At 73.0% G+C, this 23690-nt stretch carries 23 protein-coding genes; 6 read left to right on the top strand and 17 right to left on the bottom strand.

Going from position 1 to position 23690, the window contains the following annotated elements:
- Window positions 1-324 precede the first annotated feature (324 nt).
- Window positions 325-1341, top strand: a complete 1017-nt coding sequence (locus tag ACZ4W9_RS24535; RefSeq protein ID WP_467939264.1) for a phosphatase PAP2 family protein — start codon at window positions 325-327, stop codon at window positions 1339-1341.
- Between the two features lie 104 nt (window positions 1342-1445).
- Here ACZ4W9_RS24535 and ACZ4W9_RS24530 read toward each other — a convergent pair whose 3' ends face one another.
- Window positions 1446-1661, bottom strand: coding sequence for an I78 family peptidase inhibitor (locus tag ACZ4W9_RS24530; RefSeq protein ID WP_467939262.1), 216 nt, complete (start codon window positions 1659-1661; stop codon window positions 1446-1448).
- A 426-nt stretch (window positions 1662-2087) separates the two neighbouring features.
- Between ACZ4W9_RS24530 and ctaD the strand changes: the two genes are divergently transcribed.
- Window positions 2088-3773, top strand: coding sequence for an aa3-type cytochrome oxidase subunit I (ctaD, locus tag ACZ4W9_RS24525; protein ID WP_467939260.1), 1686 nt, complete (start codon window positions 2088-2090; stop codon window positions 3771-3773).
- An 87-nt stretch (window positions 3774-3860) separates the two neighbouring features.
- Here the strand turns inward: ctaD and ACZ4W9_RS24520 are convergent, their stop codons facing one another.
- A complete protein-coding gene (locus tag ACZ4W9_RS24520) occupies window positions 3861-4544 on the bottom strand; it encodes a LysM peptidoglycan-binding domain-containing protein (protein WP_467939258.1) in 684 nt (227 codons plus the stop codon).
- 543 nt (window positions 4545-5087) lie between these two features.
- On the opposite strand from ACZ4W9_RS24520, the gene ACZ4W9_RS24515 reads away from it, so the two are divergent.
- The gene (locus ACZ4W9_RS24515; protein WP_467939256.1) at window positions 5088-5879 is read left to right on the top strand and encodes a hypothetical protein; all 792 of its coding nucleotides are present in this window, start codon (window positions 5088-5090) and stop codon (window positions 5877-5879) included.
- A gap of 77 nt (window positions 5880-5956) precedes the next feature.
- Window positions 5957-6355: a hypothetical protein gene (locus ACZ4W9_RS24510; protein ID WP_467939254.1), complete on the top strand. Its 399-nt coding sequence runs from the start codon at window positions 5957-5959 to the stop codon at window positions 6353-6355.
- A 63-nt stretch (window positions 6356-6418) separates the two neighbouring features.
- Here ACZ4W9_RS24510 and der read toward each other — a convergent pair whose 3' ends face one another.
- The 5 genes from der to aroH all read right to left on the bottom strand — a co-directional run bounded on the left by der (window position 6419) and on the right by aroH (window position 10908).
- The gene (der, locus tag ACZ4W9_RS24505; protein WP_467939252.1) at window positions 6419-7900 is read right to left on the bottom strand and encodes a ribosome biogenesis GTPase Der; all 1482 of its coding nucleotides are present in this window, start codon (window positions 7898-7900) and stop codon (window positions 6419-6421) included.
- Window positions 7901-7977: 77 nt separating this feature from the next.
- The gene (locus tag ACZ4W9_RS24500; protein WP_467939250.1) at window positions 7978-8670 is read right to left on the bottom strand and encodes a lysophospholipid acyltransferase family protein; all 693 of its coding nucleotides are present in this window, start codon (window positions 8668-8670) and stop codon (window positions 7978-7980) included.
- On the bottom strand, window positions 8628-9323 hold the full coding sequence (gene cmk, locus ACZ4W9_RS24495) for a (d)CMP kinase (protein WP_467939248.1): 696 nt from the start codon (window positions 9321-9323) through the stop codon (window positions 8628-8630). The genes ACZ4W9_RS24500 and cmk overlap by 43 nt, the downstream gene beginning before the upstream one ends.
- A 140-nt stretch (window positions 9324-9463) precedes the next feature.
- Window positions 9464-10549: a prephenate dehydrogenase gene (locus ACZ4W9_RS24490; protein ID WP_467939246.1), complete on the bottom strand. Its 1086-nt coding sequence runs from the start codon at window positions 10547-10549 to the stop codon at window positions 9464-9466.
- The gene (aroH, locus tag ACZ4W9_RS24485) at window positions 10546-10908 is read right to left on the bottom strand and encodes a chorismate mutase (protein ID WP_467939244.1); all 363 of its coding nucleotides are present in this window, start codon (window positions 10906-10908) and stop codon (window positions 10546-10548) included. Before aroH ends, ACZ4W9_RS24490 begins: the two co-directional genes overlap by 4 nt.
- A gap of 147 nt (window positions 10909-11055) precedes the next feature.
- Here aroH and ACZ4W9_RS24480 point away from each other — a divergent pair, with 147 nt between their 5' ends.
- Window positions 11056-11538, top strand: coding sequence for a Rieske (2Fe-2S) protein (locus ACZ4W9_RS24480; protein WP_467939242.1), 483 nt, complete (start codon window positions 11056-11058; stop codon window positions 11536-11538).
- A gap of 22 nt (window positions 11539-11560) precedes the next feature.
- Window positions 11561-12304 (top strand): nucleotidyltransferase domain-containing protein, encoded by a 744-nt coding sequence (locus ACZ4W9_RS24475; protein WP_467939240.1) that lies wholly within the window; start codon window positions 11561-11563, stop codon window positions 12302-12304.
- Window positions 12305-12606: 302 nt separating this feature from the next.
- Here the strand turns inward: ACZ4W9_RS24475 and ACZ4W9_RS24470 are convergent, their stop codons facing one another.
- The 10 genes from ACZ4W9_RS24470 to ACZ4W9_RS24425 form a co-directional block, all read right to left on the bottom strand.
- Window positions 12607-13356 (bottom strand): nucleotidyltransferase domain-containing protein, encoded by a 750-nt coding sequence (locus ACZ4W9_RS24470; protein WP_467939238.1) that lies wholly within the window; start codon window positions 13354-13356, stop codon window positions 12607-12609.
- A gap of 4 nt (window positions 13357-13360) precedes the next feature.
- Complete coding sequence (locus ACZ4W9_RS24465; protein ID WP_467939236.1) at window positions 13361-14368, bottom strand: ADP-ribosylglycohydrolase family protein; 1008 nt, start codon at window positions 14366-14368, stop codon at window positions 13361-13363.
- Between the two features lie 80 nt (window positions 14369-14448).
- Window positions 14449-15510, bottom strand: a complete 1062-nt coding sequence (locus ACZ4W9_RS24460) for a pseudouridine synthase (protein ID WP_467939234.1) — start codon at window positions 15508-15510, stop codon at window positions 14449-14451.
- Between the two features lie 13 nt (window positions 15511-15523).
- Entirely contained in the window at window positions 15524-16174 is a 651-nt protein-coding gene (scpB, locus tag ACZ4W9_RS24455; RefSeq protein WP_467939232.1) for an SMC-Scp complex subunit ScpB, read from the bottom strand.
- The gene (locus ACZ4W9_RS24450; RefSeq protein ID WP_467939230.1) at window positions 16171-17259 is read right to left on the bottom strand and encodes a segregation and condensation protein A; all 1089 of its coding nucleotides are present in this window, start codon (window positions 17257-17259) and stop codon (window positions 16171-16173) included. The genes scpB and ACZ4W9_RS24450 overlap by 4 nt, the downstream gene beginning before the upstream one ends.
- A gap of 18 nt (window positions 17260-17277) precedes the next feature.
- Window positions 17278-17823, bottom strand: coding sequence for a hypothetical protein (locus tag ACZ4W9_RS24445; protein ID WP_467939228.1), 546 nt, complete (start codon window positions 17821-17823; stop codon window positions 17278-17280).
- Window positions 17808-18941: a ParA family protein gene (locus ACZ4W9_RS24440; RefSeq protein ID WP_467939226.1), complete on the bottom strand. Its 1134-nt coding sequence runs from the start codon at window positions 18939-18941 to the stop codon at window positions 17808-17810. The genes ACZ4W9_RS24445 and ACZ4W9_RS24440 overlap by 16 nt, the downstream gene beginning before the upstream one ends.
- Window positions 18942-19367: 426 nt before the next feature.
- Window positions 19368-20492, bottom strand: a complete 1125-nt coding sequence (ald, locus tag ACZ4W9_RS24435) for an alanine dehydrogenase (RefSeq protein ID WP_467939224.1) — start codon at window positions 20490-20492, stop codon at window positions 19368-19370.
- 135 nt (window positions 20493-20627) lie between these two features.
- Window positions 20628-22703 carry a tetratricopeptide repeat protein gene (locus ACZ4W9_RS24430; RefSeq protein WP_467939222.1) on the bottom strand — a complete coding sequence of 692 codons (2076 nt, stop codon included), beginning with the start codon at window positions 22701-22703 and terminating at the stop codon, window positions 20628-20630.
- A 163-nt stretch (window positions 22704-22866) separates the two neighbouring features.
- Window positions 22867-23493, bottom strand: coding sequence for an NUDIX domain-containing protein (locus ACZ4W9_RS24425; RefSeq protein ID WP_467939220.1), 627 nt, complete (start codon window positions 23491-23493; stop codon window positions 22867-22869).
- Window positions 23494-23690 lie beyond the last annotated feature (197 nt).

Genomic DNA, 23690 nt, shown 5'->3' with positions numbered 1-23690 from the left:
GCGCGAAGCACGCGCCGGGCGCGCGTCTCGGCGTACACGCCCCTGGTCAGGGGCGGGTCCGGCCGGACGGTCCCGGGCCACCATGATCGACAGCGGCGGACCGATGACGTCCGGGAGAATTCCACACCAGGTCCGGGTTAACGCATTCATAAGCGCCATATAAACAACACCCGGCATGATCAAAGGAATTGACCCGATCGCTCTCTCCGGATTGCGGAATCCCGGGAATTCTGGGCGCCCTTGAGAGGTTTGCCACATCACATCGTCATCACAAAGCCGCTGTTTCGTCCGGGAACACCGCTCACTCGCTGTAACGTCGATTGGGTGCGTACCGAACGAAACCTCACCCGGCGTCTGGACCGGGTGTTCGCCAGACTGGACCGGGAGCCGGAACGACCGGCCCACATCGATATGCCGCGGATGAGCCGGCACCGGGTCGTGCTGTTCTCCGCGACCCTGGCCTTCTACCTGGCGATCGTGTGGGCCGTCGTGACCACCTCCTGGCTCGTCCGGCTGGACTGGCAGGTCATGTTCTTCCGGCCGTACCAGCAGTGGCCGCAGATCCACGCGTTCCTCGACTACTACGTGGTGCTGGGCCAGCGCGGCCCCACCGCCGTGATGGTCGCGGCCTGGCTCGGCTGGCGCTCGTGGCGGCAGCACACCCTGCGCCCGCTGCTCACCCTCGCCACCACCCTGCTGCTGCTGAACGCCACCGTCGGCGCCGCGAAGATCGGCATGGGACGGCTCGGCCCGCACTACGCCACCGTGATCGGCTCGAACGAGATGGGCCTGGGCGGCGATATATTTCCCAGCGGCCACACCGCCAACGCGGTCGTGACCTGGGGCATCCTCGCCTATCTGGCCTCCACCCCGAGAGCGCGCCGCTGGCTGTCGGCCCTCTCCGCGGTCACCTCGCTCGGCGTCGGCCTCACCACCGTCTACCTCGGTACGCACTGGCTGAGCGACGTGCTGCTGGGCTGGGCCGCCGGCCTGCTGATCCTGCTCGCCCTGCCCTGGTTCGAGCCGCTGATCGCCAAGGCCGAACTGACGCTGTTCGACCTGCGCGACCGCTGGCGCGACCGCCGCGGCCGCCCCGCGCCGGAGCCGGTCGCGCCCGTCGTGCTCAGGCCGCTCGGCGCCCCGGCGGAGCAGCCGGCTCCGGCCCGCGAGCCGGTCTCCCCGACCCGCGCCTCCCGGGGCGTCGCGCACCTGGCGCCCGGGCCGCACACGGCCCGTTCGGAACGCGCCCCGGTCACCCCGGCGGGCAGCCGCCGCCCGCCGCACGCCGACCGCCTCCCCCGCGGCACGACCCAGCCGGCCCGTCCCCTGACCGGCGGCTGACGGCGGACCCGGGCGCCGGGGCCGGTACGCACGACCTCCCCGCGCCGACGGCGAAGGCCCCGCTCCTGTTCCCGGAGCGGGGCCTTCGCCGTACCGGCGCCGGGTCACCCCTTCCAGGCCCGGCTCACCCGGCCGTCCCGTACCTCGAAGTTCAGCCGGCCGGAGCGGTACTCCATGGTGATGATCGCGCCGGGCGGCAGCGACCGCACGGTCGGCCAGCCGCGCTGCCGGGCGAGCCGCTCGGCGTGCGCGGCCTCCAGGCCGACGTAGGCGTCCGGACTGTCCTGGGGCTCCGCCGGCGGAGTGGGAATCGGTGCCATACGGCCACGCTAGCCGTACCCCGCCGGGCAGGAGAAGCGACCCGTCCGGTCACACCTGTGTCACGGTTTCCGGACTCGCGTTTTGTCCGAAGTCCGTCACCCGTAAGGGGGTTTCTGTTCGGCTTTTCGGGGTAACCGAGCAGAATTCACGCGTGTCGGACGGCGCCTTCGAATTCCCCGGCGGAAAGTGCCGCCGTGGGGATCGGGGCGGACCCGGGGCGCGATTCCCCGCGCAATCCGGTGCGGTGCCACGGCGGCTGACGCCGCATAGGAAATTCACGGATCCAGCACAGAACCGCCGGACGCGCTCCGTCGCGGCGCACGGCCCGGCGGGCTTCCGGACGGCCGCTCGCGGGTGCGCGTCCGCGCGCCGGGGCGAGCCGGCGGGCGGTCCCGGGCGCGACGATGCGAAGGGGCGAGCGAGCGATGGGGACCGAGACCGCGGCGGTGACGGCACGTCCGGCGGAACGGCACCGGGCCGGCCGGGTGGTGGTGGACTGGCTCTCCACCACCGACCACAAGAAGATCGGTCATCTGTATCTGATCACGGCGTTCGGGTTCTTCCTGGCCGGCGGGGTCATGGCGCTGCTGATGCGCACGGAACTGGCCCGGCCGGGACTCCAGCTGATGGACAACAACCAGTTCAACCAGCTGTTCACGCTGCACGGCACGATCATGCTGCTGCTGTTCGCGACCCCGAGCTTCGCGGGCTTCGCCAACGAGCTGATGCCGTTGCAGATCGGTGCCCCGGACGTGGCCTTCCCCCGGCTGAACATGCTGTCGTACTGGCTGTTCGCCTTCGGCGGCCTGATCGTGCTGGGCTCGCTGCTGGTGCCGGACGGGCCGGCCGCCTTCGGCTGGTTCGCCTACGCGCCGCTCAACGACACCCGGCACTCCCCCGGCGTCGGCCCGGACCTGTGGATCATGGGCCTGGCACTGTCCGGGTTCGGGACCATCCTGGGCGCGGTCAACTTCCTCGCCACGATCATCGGGATGCGCGCACCGGGCATGACGATGTTCCGGATGCCGATCTTCACCTGGAACACGCTGTTCACGTCGATCCTGATCCTGATGGCGTTCCCGGTGCTCGCGGCGGCGCTGCTGGTGCTGGAGTCGGACCGGCGGTTCGGCTCGCAGGTGTTCCAGGCGGCGAACGGCGGGGCGCTGCTGTGGCAGCACCTGTTCTGGTTCTTCGGGCATCCCGAGGTCTACATCATCGCGCTGCCGTTCTTCGGGATCATCACCGAGATCATCCCGGTGTTCAGCCGCAAGCCGGTCTTCGGCTATCTGACGCTGGTCGGCGCCACGATGGCGATCACCGGGCTGTCGATGGTGGTGTGGGCGCACCACATGTTCGCCACCGGCGCGGTGATGCTGCCGTTCTTCTCGCTGATGTCGTTCCTGATCGCGGTGCCGACGGGGGTGAAGTTCTTCAACTGGACCGGCACGATGATCAAGGGCTCGCTGTCCTTCGAGACGCCGATGCTGTGGGCGATGGGCTTCCTGGTGACGTTCCTGTTCGGCGGTCTGACGGGGGTGATCCTGGCCTCGCCGCCGCTGGACTTCCACGTCACGGACTCCTACTTCGTCGTCGCCCACTTCCATTACGTGGTCTTCGGCACGGTCGTCTTCGCGGTGTTCGGCGGCTTCTCCTTCTGGTGGCCGAAGTTCACCGGCAGGATGCTGGACGAGCGGCTGGGGAAGATCCAGTTCTGGACGCTCTTCGCCGGCTTCCACACCACCTTCCTGGTGCAGCACTGGCTGGGCGCCGAGGGGATGCCCCGCCGCTACGCCGACTACCTGGCGTCCGACGGCTTCACCGCGCTGAACACGGTCTCCTCGATCGGCTCCTTCCTGCTCGGCCTGTCCACGCTGCCGTTCCTCTACAACGTCTGGAAGACCGCCGTGTACGGCGAGAAGGTCGAGGCCGACGACCCCTGGGGCTACGGCCGTTCGCTGGAGTGGGCGACCTCCTGCCCGCCGCCCCGGCACAACTTCGTCACCCTGCCCCGGATCCGCAGCGAGTCCCCGGCCTTCGACCTGCACCACCCGGAGTACGCCGGCCAGGCTCCGCAGCCCGAGCCGAAGGGACATCAGGCGGGAGCGCCGTGACGCAGGACGCAGCACGCAGCACGCAGCACGCGGACGGCCGCCGTCCCCGGCGGGACCGGCGGCCGTCCGTCACCCCGTGTCCGGCGCTCAGAGCGCGAGGCGCTGGCCGGGCACGATCACGTCGGGGTCGTCGCCGATGACGGCCCGGTTCGCGGCGTAGACGCGCTGCCAGGTGGTGCCGTGCCGGGCGGCGATGGTGCTCAGCGTGTCGCCCTCGCGGACCGTGTAGTCGCCGCGGGAGGCGCCGGCCGCCGGGTGCCGGGGCGCCTCGGCCGGGGCGGAGTTCACGGGGGCGGACCGTACGGGGGCGGACTTCGTCGTCGCGCCGCTCTTGTGGGGCGTCGTACCGGAGGAGCCGGTGCGGGCGGCCGCCGGGGCCGTGCCGGAGGCTCCGGCCCGGGCGGAGCAGACCGGCCAGGCTCCCCAGCCCTGGGCCTGCTGGACCCGGGTGGCGACGGCGATCTGCGCGCTCCTGGAGGCCTGGTCGGCCGTCGCGGCGTAGGCGGTGCCGCCGTACGCGCGCCAGGTGCCGGCGGAGAACTGGAGCCCGCCGTAGTAGCCGTTGCCGGTGTTGATGTGCCAGTTGCCGCCGCTCTCGCACTGTGCGATGCGGTCCCACACCCCGTTGTCCGCCGCGGCGGCGTTGCCGGTCGCGGCCAGCAGGCCCAGGGGGGCCAGCAGGGCGGCTCCCGCGAGGGTGGCCGTGGTGCGGCCTCTGCGGGTGCCCTCGGAACGGGCGGGGTTGCGGGTGGTATCGGCACACTCGGACATATGGTTCCCTCTCCACGAACCCGGGCTCCCCCGGGCGGAACGCGCCGGACCCCGCACGACCGGGGTTCCTCGCGCCCGCCCCGTCCGCCATGACCGGTGCCGGCGATCGTGCCCTGCCTGACTCCGGCCCGCGGACGTACCCGAGCGGTGCTCGTTGCACACGGCCGAGGAATCTAGGGAGGTGGGGCGGCGGGAATCAACCAACGCACCGTCGTGCCAGGCCAGTTACCCGTTACCGGAGGTAGCGGTGATTTCCGGCCACCCACTACATGCGTTGATTTCCGGATTTTCCCACCAGAGGCCGGAGTGATTTGTGACTCACCTCACCTCTTCAAATCACTGCATCCTGCACGGAGTTGACGGTGTGTGGCCCGATCCGCACCCGCGGTGACCGCGTGCGGGGCGCGGTGCGAACCGGTCCGTTCTAAGGCGTGACTCCCACCACAGCGCGCCCGTTGTCTTCTTCATGAGCCCGCAACCCCGGGGCTCATCGGCCGGGAGCCACCCGGCCGACACCAGCACCGCATCCCGAGGGAGCCACCCGTGCCGCGCATGCTCGACGTCAGTGACGCCGTACGCGCCGAGATCGGCGACGAAGAAGCCGAACGGCTGCTCGCCGGAGAGAACGCCCCGGGCAGTTACGACTGCACGTCCTGCCGCACCCCGGGCGACTCCGAGCAGGAGCGCACCAGCACCGTTCTGTTCGTCGGCGACGAGACCGCCGTCCTCGCCTTCGCCCACGCCGGCTGCCTGCCCTCACAGGTCGTCCAGGTCACGGAGGAGCAGTTGCGGGGCGCCGTCCGGTCCATCGGGGCCGTCGACGGCGACCCGGCCGGCGACGCGCCCCCGAAGGCCGTGCCCGAGCAGGCGGTGCTCGGCGTGACCAGCGGACTGGTCCTGGTCGACGGCGAGTTGCACCCCGCGCTCGTCGTCGAGCCCACCTCCGCGATCGTCCGGCCGGGCACGGACGGGACCGGCGACGACTTCCTCCCGCTGCTCGTCGAGCAGGGCTTCACGCCGGTGACCGAGCTGACCTCCGTCCCGGCGGTGCTGCACGGCTGGTCCGTCCTGCTGGCCGCGGGCCGGCTGCACGCGGTGCTCCAGCCGGGCCCCGGCGGCGGGCAGCCGGTGGCCTGGTGGCAGGCGCACCAGCCGCTCCAGGTGACCGACGGCTGGCGGGCCGCCGCCAACAAGCACCAGCAGGTGCTGATGTTCGCGGCGCCGGTCGGCTCCATCGGGCGCCAGCCCCGGGAGGACCTGCTGCGGGAGGCGCTGGACCGGGCCGCCGCGCAGGGGCGGCTGGTCGCCGCGGCGCTTCCGCTCGCCGGTACGTGAGGGGCGCGGCTCGGCCCCGCGCCCCCGCGGAACTCGTACGACCGCATCCCTTTGGGACCCCGGTCGTTTGGACATACGTGCACGCATACGACACACCGCCCCGTCGGTCCTTCTCCTCCGTGCCGTCCGCCCGGACGGCGCAGGAACCCTCCGGTGGACCGTCGGCCACGCCGATCTACGACACGCTCTACGCCGAGTGGGTCAAGACCTTCCGCACGCTGCCGGGCGACCGCAGCGGTGAGGAGGAGCTGAGGTTCAGCGCCTTCGGGGACTTCCCGGACGGCACCAGCGGCTACGGCGGCCACCGGGCGGGGACGTTCAGCAGTTCCTACAGCGCCTACAGCGCGGGGGCCTACAGCGCCCGGCAGCAGTCGCAGTGGCAGCGGGTCGGCACGCTCGGCCGGCCGCAGGACTCCGCCCGGGCCCCGTACGTCCCGGCCGCCGCCCTGCCCCCGGGACCGCGCCGCGGCGCGTGACGGCACGCACACGAAACGGGCGGTCCCTGGAGTGCCAGGGGCCGCCCGTCCTGTCGTACCGCTCTACTTCTTCTTCGCGCCGCGCTTCTCGCGCACCCGCACCGAGATGTGGATCGGGGTGCCCTCGAAGCCGAACTCCTCGCGCAGCCGGCGTTCGATGAAGCGCCGGTAGCCCGCCTCGATGAAGCCGGAGGCGAAGAGCACGAACCGCGGCGGCTTGGTGCCGGCCTGGGTGCCGAAGAGGATGCGCGGCTGCTTGCCGCCCCGGATCGGGTGCGGGTGGGCCGAGACCAGCTCGCCGAGGAAGGCGTTCAGGCGGCCCGTGGGGACCCGGGTCTCCCAGCCGGCGAGGGCGGTCTCGATCGCCGGGACCAGCTTCTCCATGTGGCGGCCGGTGCGCGCCGAGACGTTCACCCGGGGCGCCCAGGCGACCTGGCCCAGCTCGGTCTCGATCTCCCGCTCCAGGTAGTAGCGGCGCTCCTCGTCGAGGGTGTCCCACTTGTTGAAGGCGACGACGATCGCGCGGCCCGCCTCGACCGCCATGGTGACGATCCGCTGGTCCTGCACGGAGATGTTCTCGGAGGCGTCGATCAGGATGACCGCCACCTCGGCCTTCTCCACGGCCGCCGCCGTGCGCAGGGAGGCGTAGTAGTCGGCGCCCTGCTGCAGGTGGACCCGCTTGCGGATGCCGGCGGTGTCCACGAACTTCCAGGTCGTGCCGCCGAGTTCGATGATCTCGTCCACCGGGTCGCGGGTGGTGCCCGCCAGCTCGTTGACGACGACGCGCTCCTCGCCGGCGACCTTGTTCAGCAGCGAGGACTTGCCGACGTTCGGGCGGCCGATCAGGGCGATCCGGCGGGGGCCGCCGACCGCGGTGCCGAAGGACTGCTCGGGCGCGTCGGGCAGCACCTCCAGGACGGCGTCGAGCATGTCGCCGGTGCCGCGGCCGTGCAGCGCCGAGACCGGGTGGGGCTCGCCGAGGCCGAGGTTCCACAGATAGGACGCGTCGGCCTCGCCGCTCGGGCCGTCGACCTTGTTGGCGCACAGCACGACCGGCTTGCCGGCCTTGCGCAGCAGCCGGACGACCGCCTCGTCGGTGTCGGTCGCGCCGACCTTGGCGTCCACGACGAACACGACCGCGTCGGCCGCCTCGATGGCGTACTCGGCCTGGGCCGCCACGGAGGCGTCGATGCCGAGGACGTCCTGCTCCCAGCCGCCGGTGTCGACGACCTTGAAGCGGCGGCCGGCCCACTCGGCCTCGTAGGTGACACGGTCGCGGGTGACGCCCGGCCGGTCCTCCACGACCGCCTCGCGGCGGCCGATCATCCGGTTGACCAGGGTCGACTTGCCGACATTGGGGCGGCCGACGACGGCGAGCACGGGCAGCGGACCGTGGCCCGCCGCCTCGATGGCGCCCTCGACGTCCTCGATGTCGAAACCCTCTACCGCGGCGAGCTCCATGAACTGCGCGTACTCGGCGTCGCCGAGAGCCCCGTGCTCGTACTCGTGCTCGGCCGAGCCGTCGGGCTGGATGTCGTCGTTCATGAAGTCCGTACCTCGTCGTTCATTGGTGGTGATCGGTGGACCGGCCCCCTGGGGCTGATCCACTACTCAAGTGTCGCCTAGCGCCCGGTCAGGCGCCTGGCGTTTTCCAGGTGGCTGGTGAGCTGTTTCCGGATCCGCTCGGTCGCCGCGTCCAGTGCCGCCCGCGTCCGCCGTCCGCTGCCGTCCCCCGCCGCGAAGGGGTCGCCGAAGACGACGTCGACGCGGGAGCGCAGCGGGGGCAGCGCCTTGACCAGCCGGCCGGGCCGCTCGGAGCTTCCCAGGACGGCCACGGGGACGATCGGCGCCCCGCTGCGGACCGCGAAGTAGGCGAGCCCGGCGCGCAGCGAGGCGAAGTCGCCCTCGCCCCGGGTGCCCTCCGGGAAGATGCCCAGCACTCCCCCGGCCGCCAGCACGCCGAGGGCCTGGGTGATCGCGCCCCGGTCGGCCGTGGTGCGGTCCACCTTCAGCTGGCCGATGCCGGTCAGGAAGGGGTCCAGCGGGCCGACGAAGGCCTCCCTCTTGATCAGGAAATGCGTGGGCCGGGGCGCCACGCCCATCACCATCGGTCCGTCGACGTTGTGGGAGTGGTTCACGGCGAGGATCACCGGGCCGGTGGCCGGCACCTTCCAGGCGCCGAGCACCCGCGGCCGCCACAGGCCGTACATCAGCCCGACGCCGATGCGCCGGCCGATCTCCGCGCCCCGCTCCGAGGGCACCGGCGCGAGCGTCACTTCCCGGCCCGCTTCTCCTCGACCAGGGTGACGACGCACTCGATGACCTGGTCGAGGGACAGCTCGGTGGTGTCCACCTCGACGGCGTCGTCGGCCTTGGCGAGCGGCGAGGTCTTGCGGCTGGAGTCGGCCGCGTCCCGCTTGATCAGGGCCTCGCGGGTGGCGTGGACGTCGGCGCCCTTCAGCTCGCCGCTGCGGCGGGCCGCGCGGGCCTCCGGGGAGGCGGTGAGGAAGATCTTCAGGTCGGCGTCCGGGAGGACGGTCGTGCCGATGTCCCGGCCCTCGACGACGATGCCCCGCTCCGCGGCGGCGGCCAGGGAGCGCTGGAGCTCGGTGATCCGGGTGCGCACCTCGGGCACCGCGCTGACCGCGCTGACCTTGGAGGTGACCTCCTGGGTGCGGATCGGACCGGACACGTCCACGCCGTCGACCGTGATGGCCGGGGCGGCCGGGTCGGTGCCGGAGACGATCTCCGGCTTGCCGGCGACGGCGGCGATGGCGGTCGGGTCCTCCAGGTCGATGCCGTTGGTCACCATCCACCAGGTGATCGCCCGGTACTGGGCGCCGGTGTCCAGGTAGCTGAGACCGAGCTGGGCGGCGACGGCCTTCGACGTGCTCGACTTGCCGGTGCCGGAGGGACCGTCGATCGCGACGATCACGGGCCTGGCGGTCGGGGCGGCGCCGTTTTCCACGGGGGGACACCTTCCTGGTGCGGTGCGGGCGGGGTGCGGGGAGCGAGAGCGCCCCGCACAAGGTTACTGGGTGCGGGTCACTCGTCCGGACGTACGCGGGCCGGGCGGCCCGGAGGCGGGCGAGCCGTGGCCCGCGGGCGTTACTGGCGCAGCGCCCAGCCCCGCTCCCGCAGTGCCTCCTTCAGCGCCGTCGTCGCCTTCGGCTCGACCATGAGCTGCACCAGACCGGCCTGCTGCCCGGTGGCGTGCTCGATGCGGACGTCCTCGATGTTGACCCCGGCGCGGCCGGCGTCCGCGAAGATCCGGGCGAGCTGGCCGGGCTGGTCGTCGATGAGGACGACCACGGTCTCGTAGGTCCGCGGCGCGGACCCGTGCTTGCCGGGTACCCGCACCTGGCCGGCGTTCCCCCGGCGCAGCAGGTCCTCGATGCCCGCGCCGCCCTCGCCGCGCCTCGCCTCGTCGGCGGACTCGAGGTCGCGCAGCGCCCGGACCGTCTCCGTCAGGTCGGCGGCGACGTCGGAGAGCAGGTCGGCGACCGGGCCCGGGTTGGCGGACAGGATGTCGATCCACATGCGCGGGTCGGAGGCGGCGATCCGGGTCACGTCCCGGATGCCCTGCCCGCACAGCCGTACGGCGGACTCGTCGGCGTGCTCCAGGCGCGCGGCGACCATGCTGGACACCAGGTGGGGCATGTGGGAGACGAGGGCCACGGCGCGGTCGTGGGCGTCGGCGTCCATGACGACCGGCAGGGCCCGGCAGTGCGAGACCAGCTCCAGGGCGAGGTTCAGCACCTCGGTGTCGGTGTCCCGGGTGGGGGTGAGCACCCAGGGGCGGCCCTCGAAGAGGTCGGCGGTGGCGGCCAGCGGACCGGACTTCTCCCGGCCGGACATCGGGTGGGTGCCGATGTAGGAGGTGAGGTCCAGGCCGAGTTCCTCCAGCTCGCGGCGCGGGCCGCCCTTGACGCTGGCGACGTCCAGATAGCCGCGGGCCAGGCCGCGGCGCATGGCGTCGGCGAGCACCTTGGCCACGTGGGCGGGCGGGGCGGCGACGATCGCCAGGTCGACCGGGCCGTCGGGCGCCTCGTCGGTGCCGGCGCCCAGCGCGGCGGCCGTGCGGGCCTGCCCGGGGTCGTGGTCGGCGAGGTGGACGACGACGCCGCGCCGGGCCAGGGCCAGGGCGGCGGAGGTGCCGATCAGTCCGGTTCCGATGACGAGTGCGGTTCTCACTGGGCGATGTCCTTGCGCAGGGCCGCGGCGGCGCCGAGGTAGACGTGGGCGATGTCGGCGCGGGGCTTGTCCGACTCGATGTGGGCGAGGATCCGTACGACCCGGGGCATGGCGCCCGCGATGTCGAGTTCCCGGGCGCAGATGAGGGGCACGTCGGTGATGCCGAGCCGGCGGGCGGCGACGGCCGGGAAGTCGCTGTGCAGGTCGGGGGTGGCCGTGAACCAGATGCTGATCAGGTCGTCGGCGGTCAGCCCGTTCCGCTCGAGGACGGCGGTGAGCAGCGCGCCGACCTGCTCCGCCATGTGACCGGCGTCGTCCCGTTCCAGTTGGACGGCTCCCCGGACCGCTCGTACCGCCACGGCGCTGCTCCTCGCTGACATGCGTGTTTCGTTCTTGGTCCGTCCAGCGTAGTCAGCCCGCGCGGTACGGGCGTGCGCCGCCCGCGCGCTGAGACGATGCGGAACGTCCGTTATCCAGTAGTTTGTACGTCTGTACGGAGGTCTGACATGACCCAGCCAGCGACACGGCGCACGGTTCTCACCACGGGCGCCGGGGCGCTCGCCCTGGGCTGCGTGGGGTGCGGCGGCGAAAGCGGCGGCTCCACCGCGCCGCAGCCGCCCACGGCACCGGCGTCGTCGGCGCCCGCCGCCGAGGGCTCCGCCGGGGAGACGTCCCCCGCCGCGCGGGAGGCTGCCCCCGCCGGGGAACTGCTGGCCCCGGCCGGAGACGTCCCCGAGGGCGGCGGCAAGATCTTCGAGGACCGCAAGATCGTGGTCACCCAGCCGGAGAAGGGCCGCTTCAAGGCGTTCTCGGCGGTCTGCACCCACCAGGGCTGCACGGTGAGCCAGGTCGCGGACGGCACCATCCTGTGCCCCTGCCACGGCAGCCGGTTCCGCATCTCCGACGGTTCGGTGGCCGTGGGCCCGGCGACCCGGCCGCTGCCCGAGGAGCCGGTCACGGTGCGGGGAAATTCCGTCTACCTGGCCTGAGCCGCCCGCGTACGCTCCGGGGATGCAGCCGCAGGACCTCGTACGCGACCACACCGTCTACGCCTGTGTCGTGGGCTCCCGCGCCTTCGGGCTGGCGACGGACGCCAGCGACACCGACCGGCGCGGGGTGTTCCTCGCCCCGACCCCGCTGTTCTGGCGGTTCGAGAAGCCGCCGGCGCATGTGGAGGGGCCGGGCGAGGAGCGCTTCTCCTGGGAGCTGGAGCGGTTCTGCGAGCTGGCGCTGCGCGGCAACCCGAACATCCTGGAGTGCCTGCACTCGCCGCTCGTGGAGCACGTGGACGACACCGGCCGCGAGCTGCTGTCCCTGCGCGGCGCCTTCCTGTCCCGCCGCGCCCACGACACGTTCACCCGGTACGCCCTCGGCCAGCGGAAGAAGATCGACGCCGACGTGCGCGCCACGGGCGCCCCGCGCTGGAAGCACGCGATGCACCTGCTGCGCCTGCTGACCACCGCCCGGGACCTGCTGCGCACCGGCGAGCTGCGGATCGACGTCGGCGCGTCGCGCGAGCCCCTGCTGGCGGTCCGGCGCGGCGAGGTGCCGTGGGCGCGGGTGGAGGCGTGGATGGTCCGGCTGGCGGGCGAGGCGGAGGAGGCCCTGCGGGGCAGCCCCCTGCCGGCCGAGCCGGACCACGCGCGCGTGGCGGCCTTCCTGCACCGGGTGCGCCGGGCCTCGGCGCTCCGGGCGGAGGCGGACCACCAGGACGTGCCCGGCGCCGTGGGCGGCGGCCTCGTCGGGCGGGGCTGAACCAGGCCCGCCGGCCGCGACGGGACCACGGCCGGCACCGGCGCGTTCCCCGCTCCCGGCGGACCCCGCGGCCCCCTGTCCAGCGCGCCTTCCCGCCCCGGGCGCGCCGGATCTCAGCCCGTCAGGCGGAGGCGGACCACCAGGACCTGCCCGGCGCCGTGGGCGGCGGCCTCGTCGGGCGGGGCTGAACCAGGCCCGCCCGCCGCGACGGGACCACGGCCGGCACCGGCGCGTTCCCCGCTCCCGGCGGACCCCGCGGCCCCCTGTCCGGCGCGGCCTTCCCGCCCCGGGCGCGCCGGATCTCAGCCCGTCAGGCGGAGGCGGACCACCAGGACGTGCAGGGCGTCGTGGGCGCCGGCCGTGTCGGGCAGGGCCGAACCGGCCTGTGCCTCGTCGAGCGCGGTGTGCAGGCGCTCGACGTCGGCCGCGACCAGGTCGCGGCCGACGTCGGCGAGGGCGTTCTCCCGCTCCCGCTTGGCGGCGATCAGCTCGGGCAGGTAGCCGGGCCCGCCCACCTGCTCCAGGAGCGTGGGCAGATGCGCCTGGACCTCGCCGCTGCGCATGAGGTGGATGCCGGTGAGCAGCACCCGGAAGGTGTAGAGCAGCGGCTTGAGTTCGCCGGTCTTCTCGAACAGCCGCCACTGGGTCGCGGCGAACCCGCGGTAATGGTGGGCATGGTGGCCGGTGAGGACGCCGGGGGCGAGCGCGGTCAGCTCCCGGTGGGCCTCGGAGGTGTGCACGACCAGCGGGGAGAGCAGCTGCTCCAGCACGTAGCCGTTGCGGCGCAGCATCAGCCGGACGAACTTGCGCAGGTCGTGGGTGACGAGGTCCAGCTCGACGCCGTAGCGGACCCAGGTCCGCGAGCGGGTCTCCTCCGGCTCGCGCAGGCCGACGAGGTCGGCGGCGGGCAGCAGGTGGACGCCCCTGAGGTCCACGTCGGAGTCCTGCGAGGGGAAGCCGTACAGATGGGCTCCGGTGACGGTGGCGAACAGCAGCGGGTCGGGTTGTTCCGCGGCCACCGGAGCCAGGTCTATGTCGAGATCGTCGAGCATGGGCCTAAGCGTCCCAGAGCGTGCCCAGGGCCAACAGGTCGCCTCGGTACTCGATCCGCTCCGCCCAGTCGGCGGGCCAGGCGTCCGCGCCCAGCCAGGCGCCCGCGAAGGCGCCGGCGAGACAGGCGAGGGAGTCGGAGTCGCCGGCGGTGCAGGCGGCCCGGCGCAGGGCGGTGACGGGCTCGTCGGGGAAGAGCAGGAAGCACAGCAGCCCGGTGGCCAGGGCCTCCTCGGCGATCCAGCCCTCGCCGGTGGCCAGGCACGGGTCGGTCTCCGGGGAGACGGTCCGCGCGGCTTCCCGGAGGCGGTCGAGGATCTCCAGGCACTCGTCCCAGCCGCGTGCGATGAAGTGCTCGGGGCCGGGGTCCTGGGAGCGGGTCCACAGGTCGCCGAGCCAGGTGTGGTCGTAGTGCGTGCGGCGCCGCAGGGCGTAGGAACGCAGCCGTCCGACGAGCCCGGCCGGGTCGGCGCCCCGGGCGAGCAGGTGGACGGCGTGGGCGGTGAGGTCGGAGGCGGCCAGCGCGGTGGGGTGGCCGTGGGTGAGCGCGGCCTGCAACTGGGCGGCGCCGGCGCGCTGTTCGTCGCTCAGGCCGGGGGCGAGGCCGATCGGGGCGACCCGCATGTTGGCGCCGCAGCCCTTGGAGCCGATCCGACTGGCGTCCTGCCAGGCCCGGCGCTCGTCGGTGAGCAGCTCGCAGGCCCGCAGGCAGGTGCCGCCGGGGGCGCGGTTGTTCTCCGGCGACCGGTACCAGTCCACGAACTCCGCCCGCAGCGGCCCCTCCAGCCCCTCGGGCGTCACGTCACCGCGGTCCACGGCGGTCCGCAGGGCGCGCCCGACGGCGAGGGTCATCTGCGTGTCGTCGGAGACGAAGGCCCGCTTCGGCAGCTCCATCTCCCGCCAGGGCCCGCACTTGGCGAGGATCGACGGTACGTCGTTGAACTCGGTCGGGAAGCCGAGGGCGTCCCCGAGGGCGAGTCCGAGAAGTGCTCCGGTCGCCGGCTGCTTCGGCATGTGCGCCGTCCCCCTTTATCGTCACCGTGACAATAAAGGGGGACGGTGATCAGCGCAAGGCGCCGCGGGAACCGGCCGCTTTACAGGTCGACTTCCTTCATCAGCATGCCGACCTCGGTGTTCGACAGCCGGCGCAGCCAGCCCGACTTCTGGTCGCCGAGGGTGATCGGGCCGAAGGCGGTGCGCACCAGCCGCTCGACCGGGAAGCCGGCCTCCGCCAGCATGCGGCGCACGATGTGCTTGCGGCCCTCGTGCAGGGTCACCTCGACCAGGTAGTTCTTGCCGGTCTGCTCGACCACGCGGAAATGGTCCGCGCGGGCGTAGCCGTCCTCCAGCTGGATGCCGTCCTTCAGGCGCTTGCCCAGGTCGCGCGGGATCGGGCCGACGATGGCCGCGAGGTAGGTCTTCTTCACGCCGTAGCGCGGGTGCGTGAGGCGGTGCGCCAGCTCACCGTGGTTGGTGAGCAGGATGACGCCCTCGGTCTCGGTGTCCAGCCGGCCGACGTGGAAGAGCCGGGTCTCGCGGTTGGTGACGTAGTCGCCGAGGCACTGGCGGCCCTCCGGGTCCTCCATGGTGGAGACCACGCCGGCGGGCTTGTTCAGCGAGAAGAACTGGTAGGACTGGGTCGCCACGGTCAGGCCGTCGACCTTGACCTCGTCCTTCTCCGGGTCCACCCGCTTGCCCTGCTCGGTGACGATCTCGCCGTTCACCTCGACCCTGGCCTGCTCGATCAGCTCCTCGCAGGCCCGCCGGGAGCCGTAGCCGGCGCGCGCGAGGACCTTCTGCAGCCGCTCGCCCTCCTGCTCGGCGCCGGGGAAGGTCTTGGGCAGCTTGACGTCCTTCTTGCCCGCGTACCGCTCCCGGTTGCGCTCCTCGACCCGCGTCTCGTACTCGCGCGAGCGCGCCGGGGCCGTACGGCCGCCGGGCTGGGGCCGCTTCGGGCCGCCCTTGGCACCACCGCGCGCGGAGCCGCCGCGCCCGGACTTGGGGCCGTCCTGGGTGGCCCCGGGGCCCACGTCGTAGCGGCGCTCCTCGGGGCGGGGCTTGCGGGGACGGCCCTGCCCCTGCTTCTGGTCCCTGTCGTTGCCGGCACCGCGGTAGTTACCGCGCCCGCCGCTCTTGCCGCTGCCGCTGCTTCGCATCAAGGTTTCCGTCTTAGTCGTCTGCGTCCTGACCGCCGGACGCGTCGGGCGCGTCCGGGTCGAACGACGGGACTCCCTCCTGGGTCTCGGCCTCGATCGCCTCCGCCTCGGGGAGGAAGGGCGCGAGCTCCGGTAGCTCGTCCAGGCCGCGCAGGCCCATCCGCTCCAGGAAGTAGTTCGTCGTCCTGTACAGGATCGCACCTGTTTCGGGTTCCGTGCCCGCCTCCTCGACCAGACCGCGCTGGAGCAGGGTGCGCATGACACCGTCGCAGTTCACGCCGCGCACGGCGGAGACCCTGCTGCGGCTGACCGGCTGGCGGTAGGCGACGACCGCCAGCGTCTCCAGCGCCGCCTGCGTGAGACGGGCGGTCTGGCCGTCCAGGACGAGCCGCTCGACGGCGGGCGCGTAGGCGGCGCGGGTGTAGAAGCGCCAGCCGCCCGCGACGAACCGCAGCTCGAAGCCGCGGCCCTGTGCGGTGTACTCGTCGGCCAGCTCCCGCAGGGCGTCCGCGATCTGCCGCCGGGGCCGCTCCAGGAGCCGCGCCAGGTGCTCCTCGGTCGCGGGCTCGTCCACGACCATGAGCATCGCCTCCAGGGCGGGCTTGAGAGCGAGGCCGGCCACGGTCCGCGGTCCGGCCGTGGCCTCGGCGGTCTGCTCGTTCACGGCTGCTTCTCCTCCTCGGCCGGCGCGGGCGGGCGGTCGAACTCGTCGGTGACCAGCGGCGCCGGATCCGTCTCCCCGCCGGTCCAGCGCACGGTCAGCTCGCCGAGCGCGGTCTCCTGCTCCAGCGCGACGGCCTTCTCCCGGTACAGCTCCAGGAGCGCCAGGAACCGGGCCACGACGGTGAGCGTGTCCCCGGCGTCGGCCACCAGCACCCGGAAACCGGCCTCGCCCAGCTCCCGCAGCCGCGCCACCACGATCCCGGCCTGTTCCCGCACGCTGACCAGCGGGGCGTGGATGTGGTCGACGTACACCTGCGGCCTGGGCCTCGGCTGCATCGCCTTGACCGCGAGCCCGGCGAAGCCCTCGGGGCCGATGCTGATGACGACCTCGGGCAGCAGCTCGGCGTGGTGCGGTTCCAGGCCGACGGTACGGGGATACCGCCGGGCCTCCTCGTCGAGCCGCTCGTTGAAGAGGTCGGCGATCCGCTTGTACGCGCGGTACTGGAGCAGCCGGGCGAACAGCAGGTCGCGGGCCTCCAGCAGGGCGAGGTCGGCCTCGTCCTCCACCTCGGCGGCGGGCAGCAGCCGGGCGGCCTTGAGGTCGAGCAGCGTGGCCGCGACGACGAGGAACTCCGTGGTCTGGTCCAGGTCCCAGTCGGGTCCCATGGCCCGGATGTGCGCCATGAACTCGTCGGTGACCTTCGACAGGGCGACTTCGGTGACGTCCAGCTTGTGCTTGGAGATGAGCTGGAGCAGCAGGTCGAAGGGGCCCTCGAAGTTCGACAGCCGGACCTTGAAGACACCGTCGGCGGCCTCTTGGGGCCCCTCCGGCTCCCTGGGCTCCCGCGGGGGTTCCGGGGACTCCCGGCGCGGACCCCGGGGACCCCCGGGCTCCTGGCGGGGCTCTGCGGGCTTCTCGGGGGCTTGCGCAGGCTCCGGGGGCGCCACGGCCCGCGGGGCGCTCGCGGCGGCCTGCGGACCGGTTCCCGGGGTGCCCGGCCGGGCCGCCGCCGTGCCCGGCCCCCGCCCCAGCGCACGCCGGCGGCCGGCCGGTGCGCCGGGGGCAGGGGCTCCGTTCGAGGTCATAGCCCCCGCAGGCTATCGCTACCGTCCGCGCAGCCGGCGCACGAGGATGCTCGCGTCCCCGCGGGACTCCAGGTCGGCCAGGACCACGGCCACCGCCTCGCGGACGATCCGTCCGCGGTCCACCGCGAGCCCGTGCTCGCCGCGGAGCACCAGGCGGGCGTGCTCCAGGTCCATCAGTTCCTCGGCCGAGACGTAGACGGTGATCTTCTCGTCGTGCCGTTCGCGCCCGCTGGGCCGCCGGCTCGCCGCCCGCCCGCGCTTGCGCGGCTGTGCGGCGGCACCCTCCTGCGCCGCCTGGCGGCGCACCGGGCGGGTGCGGGACTCGCCGGTCTCGGCCGGCTCGGCGTCCGCCGCCCCGTGCTCCGCGCCCTCCGCGTCCCCGCCGCGGACGGGCACCGACGACGGTACGTCCTCGGCGGCGGCCGTCTCGTCGCTCTCCCCGGCGGGAGCCGGCACCCGGGCCTCACCGCCCGTCGCGCGCCGGGGAGTCGACGGCTGGAGCGCCGTCCCTCCTGTCGTGCGGAAGAGTTCGTCGGCCCCCGGCAGACTCACTCGGCGTGACACCGGGCGAGCACCTCCCTGGCGAGCTGGCGGTAGGCGGCGGCACCGACGGAGTTGGAGGCGTACGTGGTGATCGGCTCACCGGCGACCGTGGTCTCCGGGAAGCGGACCGTGCGCCCGATGACCGTGTGGTAGACGTGGTCGTCGAACGCCTCGACGACCCGGGCGAGCACCTCGCGGCTGTGCACGGTGCGCGAGTCGTACATGGTGGCGAGGATGCCGTCGAGCTCCAGGTCGGGGTTGAGCCGCTCCTGGACCTTCTCGATGGTCTCGGTCAGCAGGGCCACACCGCGCAGCGCGAAGAACTCGCACTCCAGCGGCACGATCACCTTGTGGGCGGCCGTCAGGGCGTTGACGGTGAGCAGGCCGAGCGAGGGCTGACAGTCGATCACGATGTAGTCGTAGTCGGGCAGCAGCGGCTTCAGGGCCCGCTGGAGCGTGGACTCGCGCGCGACCTCGGAGACCAGCTGGACCTCGGCGGCCGACAGGTCGATGTTGGAGGGCAGCAGGTCCATGTTGGGGACCGCCGTCTTCAGCAGCACCTCGTCCGCGGACATGCCCCGCTCCATGAGCAGGTTGTAGACGGTGAGGTCCAGCTCCATGGGGTTGACCCCGAGGCCCACCGACAGCGCGCCCTGCGGGTCGAAGTCCACGAGCAGCACGCGCCGCCCGTACTCCGCGAGCGCGGCACCCAGGTTGATGGTCGACGTCGTCTTGCCGACGCCGCCCTTCTGGTTGCACATCGCGATGATCTTCGCGGGGCCGTGGTCGGTCAGCGGGCCCGGGATCGGGAAGTAGGGCAGCGGGCGTCCGGTCGGGCCGACGCGCTCACGGCGCTGACGGGCCGCGTCGGGCGCGAGCGTGGCCGCGTACTCCGGATCCGGCTCGTACTCGGCGTCGGGGTCGTAGAAGTGCCCCTCGGGCAGTTCGTCGTAGTCGGCGAAGTGGTTGTGGGGCGCGCCACTTCCGTCGCCGGCCATGGCGTTCACGTGATGGCCATCCATGCTCTGGTGTGCTGTCCCGGCCGTCCGAGGACCGGAACTCTGGTGGGCTGCGAAGGTGCGCACAGCTACGGAGCCGACAGCCTCGAATCCCGCGGGGCCCTGGCCCCGGACCGGCATTCCTGGTTGACCACCCCCGGGAGAAAATGTCGACTCATTCACAAGTCGTCTTACCTCCTTGGTGACCAGGAAACTTCTAGACAAGGTCAGCGTGGCACCATGCCGACGGTTGGCGACTCTATGGCGTGTCGGCGGTCCGCAGCAACACAATCCGCCGGACCCGGCAGGATGTGTCGGCAATGAAACATGTCGCTGTCAAGGGCGTACGGCCGTCGCACGGCAGGTTTCCCGGGTGTGCGAATCGGTCGAAGCGTTACGTTCGAGGCGAGTTGACCGAGAGCCGCAAAGTGACCATACACACATCCGGCCGGACCTTGTCGGGCAAGGTCCGGCCGGGTGTGCGTGATTGACGAGCCGTGTTGACGAATCGTCTTTTGGCGGGTGGCGACTTGGCGACCCACCCGGTCGTCACCTGCGCGCGGCAGGTCAGCCGAGCAGCGAGTCCAGCTCGACGTGCGGCAGGCCGTGGGCCTCCGCGACCTCCTTGTAAACGACCTTGCCGTCATGGGTGTTGAGACCCTTGGCGAGCGCGGCGTCGCGGCGCAGCGCCTCCGCCCAGCCGTTGTTGGCCAGCGAGACGATGTACGGCAGCGTCGCGTTGGTGAGCGCGTTGGTGGAGGTGTTGGGCACGCCGCCCGGCATGTTGGCGACGCAGTAGAAGACCGAGTTGTGCACCTTGAAGGTCGGCTCGGCGTGCGTGGTGGGGCGGGAGTCCTCGAAGCAGCCGCCCTGGTCGATCGCGATGTCGACAAGGACACTTCCCGGCTTCATCCGGGACACCATCTCGTTGGTGACCAGCTTCGGGGCCTTGGCGCCCGGGATGAGGACCGCGCCGATGACGAGGTCGGCGTCGAGGACGGCCTTCTCCAGCTCGAAGGAGTTGGACATGACGGCCTTGATCTTCGTGCCGAAGATCTTGTCGGCCTCGCGCAGCTTGTTGATGTCGCGGTCGAGCAGCGTGACGTCGAAGCCCATGCCGATGGCGATCTGGGCGGCGTTCCAGCCGGAGACGCCGCCGCCGATGACGACGGCCTTGGCCGGGGTCACGCCCGGGACGCCGCCCGGCAGCACGCCGCGGCCGCCGGCCGCGCGCATCAGGTGGTAGGCGCCGACCTGCGGGGCCAGCCGGCCCGCGACCTCGGACATCGGGGCGAGCAGCGGCAGGGCGCGGTTCGGCAGCTCGACCGTCTCGTAGGCGATGGCCGTGGTGCCGGACGCCAGCAGCGCGTCGGTGCACTCCTTGGACGCGGCCAGGTGCAGGTAGGTGAAGAGGGTCTGGTCCTTGCGGAGGCGGTGGTACTCCTCAGCGATCGGCTCCTTGACCTTCAGCAGCAGGTCGGCGGCGGCCCAGACCTCGTCCGCGGTGTCCAGGATGGCGGCACCGGCGGAGACGTACTCCTCGTCCGTGATCGAGGAGCCGAGGCCGGCGCCCCGCTCGACGACGACCTGGTGGCCGTTGCGCACCAGCTCGTGCACACCGGCGGGGGTGATGGCCACCCGGAACTCGTTGTTCTTGACCTCGCGGGGGATGCCGACCTTCACGTCGATCACGGTCCTTGGCTCAGAGGGTAGGGGGGTGCAATACAGACGTACCCAGACATGCGGGGGCATACCGGGAGACGCCGCAGGAGTGTGCGGCAGAGCCAGTCTAATGAAGGTGTTCCGGCTGTCTAGCCTTTCATTGCATCAATCTTCGCTGGATGCGGTGCGGATTTCGCAGGCGTTAGCGTCGTGTTCCGGCCCTGCGACGTCCTCCGGACGCTCCTCACCCAGCATGCGTTCGGCCGCCGCCCGGTGCAGCCGGGCCGCCGCCGGGTCGCCCAGCCGGTCCAGGGTGTCGGCCAGCCGCAGCTGCACCGCGGCCTGGAGCCGGGCGTCCTCCGCGCGCCGGGCCCACTCCACCGCCTCCTGGCAGGTGCGCAGCGACTCCTCGGGCCGCCCCGCGTACTCCTGCACCCGGGCGATCTCGCTCAACGCCCGCGCGCTGGCGGCGACATCGCCGCCGCGGCGGTAGCCGGCCAGGGCGGCCCGCCAGTTCCTGAGCGCCTCGCCGTAGCGGCCCGCGTAGGTGTGGGCGGTGGCGATCCTGCCGTACAGCCGGGCGGCCTCCGGTGCCTCGCCGCGGGCCAGCCGCTCGGCCAGCGCCCGGCCGAACCAGTCGGCGGCCCGGTCGTGATCGCCCAGCTCCTGGTAGGCACCGCCTACGGATTCCATCGCGCGGCCGGTCGCGTACGGGTCGCTCGCCTCCCGTCCGGCGTCCAGCGCGGCCCGATAGCGGGCCAGCGCCTCCCGGGTGCGGCCGGTCTGCGCGTCCAGATCACCCAGGTTCAGCAGCGCCGCGGCCTTCTCCCGGGGCAGCCCGCGCCGCTCGGCGACGTCCAGGACGAGACCGTGCACCCCGTACAGGTCGGGGGCGGCGGCCTGGGTGCCGACATGCGCCGCCAGGGCCCGCACCAGCTGGGACATCAGCCGGCGGGCGAGGGTGTCCAGCTCCCCGTCGGCCACCGCCAGGCGTGCCGACGCCAGCAGCGCGGGCCGCCGGATGCGCAGCCAGTCGGCGGCGGCCCGCGGGGTCGGGAAGCGCAGCGCGGGCGGCATGCCGTTCAGCTTCTCCCGGGCCTGGGGGCTGTCCGTCTCGGTGATCGCCCGGCAGGACTGGAGCAGCCGGACCGTCCGCTCCAGCATCCGGGCCCGGGCCAGCTGGAGCTCGGCGGCCCGTTCCTGGCTCTCGGCCAGGGCGCGCAGCAGCGGGTACAGCCGGCCCGGGACCTCGTACTGGGGCAGCGGGGAGTCCACCGCGCGCAGCAGGCCGAGGACGGCGAGGTCGTCCAGGGTGGCGCGGGCGGCGTCGACCGAGCAGCCGGCCAGCGCGGAGGCGGTGTGCGGGTCGGCGAGGCCGGCCGGGGCGAGGCACAGCAGCCGCAGCATCCGGGCGGCCGGGCCGGGCAGCTGGTCGTAGACGAGCCGGAAGACGCGGGCCAGCGGGGTCGCCTCGGCGCCCTCCGCGCCGTCCTCGGCGGTCGCGTGCAGCCGCTTGGCGAGGTCGGAGACGGCGGCCTTGGGGCGGGCGGCGAGCCAGCCGCCGGCCAGCACCAGCGCGCCCGGGTGGCCCTGGCACGCCTCCACCAGGCCCTCCGCGGAGCGCGGGTCGACGGTGACGCGGACCGCGCCCGCGTAGCCGGTGAGCAGGTCCACCGCGGACTTGGTGTCGAGGCCGCCGAGCGTGCAGGGGCGGACGTCGGCGATTCCGGTGAGCGGGCCCCGGGAGACGGCGACCACCAGGCAGCCGGGGTCCTCCGGCAGCAGCGCGTCGACCTGGTCGGCGCCGGCCGCGTCGTCCAGCAGCAGCACCGCCCGCCGGCCCGCGAGGGCCGCCCGCAGGGCCGCGGCGAGGTCGTCCTCGGCGGCACCGGCGGGGGCGGGCAGTTCCAGTGCCTCCAGCAGCCGGCGGGCCACCCGCTCGACGGGCACCGGGGTGCCGTCGGGCTCGCCGAGCCGGGCCCGCAGCACCCCGCCGGGGTAGCGGTCGGCGAGCCGGCGGACGAGTTCCTCGGCGAGGCTGGTGCGGCCGGAGCCGGGGCGGCCGGCGATGAGCAGGACGCGTGCGCGGGGGGCCTTGCGGCCGGAGAGGGTGTCCAGGCCGGCGCGCTCGATGTCGGCGCACAGCTCCTTCAACTCCCGGCCACGGCCCAGGAAACGATCCTTCGGGGCCGGGTGCGCGGACAGCTCCGCACCGTCTGTGTCCACCGCCTGATCCGTCACGGGCCACACTCCCGTCCCACCGCACGCGCAAGCCCGCCGGGTCTTCCGGGACGGGCGTTTCCAGAGCCTAGTTCACGCTCTGCGACGTACCCGGAGGAGCGCGGCGAACGCATCGCCCGATCGGATCAGGCGATGGTCACACGGATGGTCCGGACGGGTCCGGTCAGCTCTCGAAGGGGCGCGCGGGCCAGGGCGCGTCGGCCGGGCGCAGCGCGTCCAGCCCGTCCCCGCCGCGGGCCGCGACCAGGGAGAGCACGCCGACCACGAGGCAGTTGTTGTGCACGTCGCCGGCCAGGATCCGGCGCACGAGTTCGTCGACCGGCACGCGCGCGTGCTCCATGTCGGTCTCCTCGTGCTCCGCCGCGAAGCGCTCCCCGTCGGCCTCGGCCAGACCGCGGGCGAGGAAGATCCGCACGGCCTCGTCGCAGCCGCCGGGGGTGGTGTAGACATCGGTCAGCACCCGCCAGTCCTCGGCCTTGACGTGCGCCTCCTCGTACAGCTCCCGCTGGGCGGCGTGCAGCGGGTTCTCGCCGGGCACGTCCAGCAGGCCGGCCGGGATCTCCCACAGCTTGTGCCGGACCGGGTGGCGGTACTGGTTGATCAGCAGCACCCGGTCCTCCTCGTCCAGGGCGAGGACGGCGACCGAGCCGGGGTGGACCTGGTAGTCCCGGCGGACCACCGAGCCGTCGGGCATGACCACGTCGTCCGTGCGGACGGCGGTCTTGTTGCCCGTGAAGGGGGTCTCCGTGGCCCGGATCTCCCACTCCGCGGGGGTGTCCTTGATCGTCATGCCCTGTCCTTCCACGCGCACACAGTGAAACCGGGGTGCCCGCCCGCGAAGGCACGCACCCCGGCCACCGTACAACCGGCGTGTTACTTGGCGGTCTTCCGCTCGACCGCGGCCTTGACCAGGCCGGCGAAGAGCGGGTGCGGGCGGGTCGGCCGGGACCGCAGTTCGGGGTGGGCCTGGGTGGCGACCAGATACGG

It is taken from the genome of Streptomyces sp. NPDC029296, assembly GCF_055569255.1.
The sequence above is the reverse complement of the archived record's forward strand: the minus strand, read 5'-3'. Positions and strand labels throughout refer to the sequence as shown.

Excerpts from the sequence above, each read along its gene's own strand:
- ACZ4W9_RS24475 (WP_467939240.1), top strand. The coding sequence starts at position 11,561 with ATGCAGCCGCAGGACCTCGTACGCGACCACACCGTCTACGCCTGTGTC.
- der (WP_467939252.1), bottom strand. The coding sequence starts at position 7,900 with ATGAACGACGACATCCAGCCCGACGGCTCGGCCGAGCACGAGTACGAG.
- ACZ4W9_RS24480 (WP_467939242.1), top strand. The coding sequence starts at position 11,056 with ATGACCCAGCCAGCGACACGGCGCACGGTTCTCACCACGGGCGCCGGG.
- ACZ4W9_RS24465 (WP_467939236.1), bottom strand. The coding sequence starts at position 14,368 with ATGCCGAAGCAGCCGGCGACCGGAGCACTTCTCGGACTCGCCCTCGGG.
- ACZ4W9_RS24450 (WP_467939230.1), bottom strand. The coding sequence starts at position 17,259 with ATGACCTCGAACGGAGCCCCTGCCCCCGGCGCACCGGCCGGCCGCCGG.
- ctaD (WP_467939260.1), top strand. The coding sequence starts at position 2,088 with ATGGGGACCGAGACCGCGGCGGTGACGGCACGTCCGGCGGAACGGCAC.
- ACZ4W9_RS24460 (WP_467939234.1), bottom strand. The coding sequence starts at position 15,510 with ATGCGAAGCAGCGGCAGCGGCAAGAGCGGCGGGCGCGGTAACTACCGC.
- ACZ4W9_RS24440 (WP_467939226.1), bottom strand. The coding sequence starts at position 18,941 with ATGCCGGTCCGGGGCCAGGGCCCCGCGGGATTCGAGGCTGTCGGCTCC.
- ACZ4W9_RS24530 (WP_467939262.1), bottom strand. The coding sequence starts at position 1,661 with ATGGCACCGATTCCCACTCCGCCGGCGGAGCCCCAGGACAGTCCGGAC.
- ACZ4W9_RS24470 (WP_467939238.1), bottom strand. The coding sequence starts at position 13,356 with ATGCTCGACGATCTCGACATAGACCTGGCTCCGGTGGCCGCGGAACAA.
- ACZ4W9_RS24425 (WP_467939220.1), bottom strand. The coding sequence starts at position 23,493 with ATGACGATCAAGGACACCCCCGCGGAGTGGGAGATCCGGGCCACGGAG.
- ACZ4W9_RS24520 (WP_467939258.1), bottom strand. The coding sequence starts at position 4,544 with ATGTCCGAGTGTGCCGATACCACCCGCAACCCCGCCCGTTCCGAGGGC.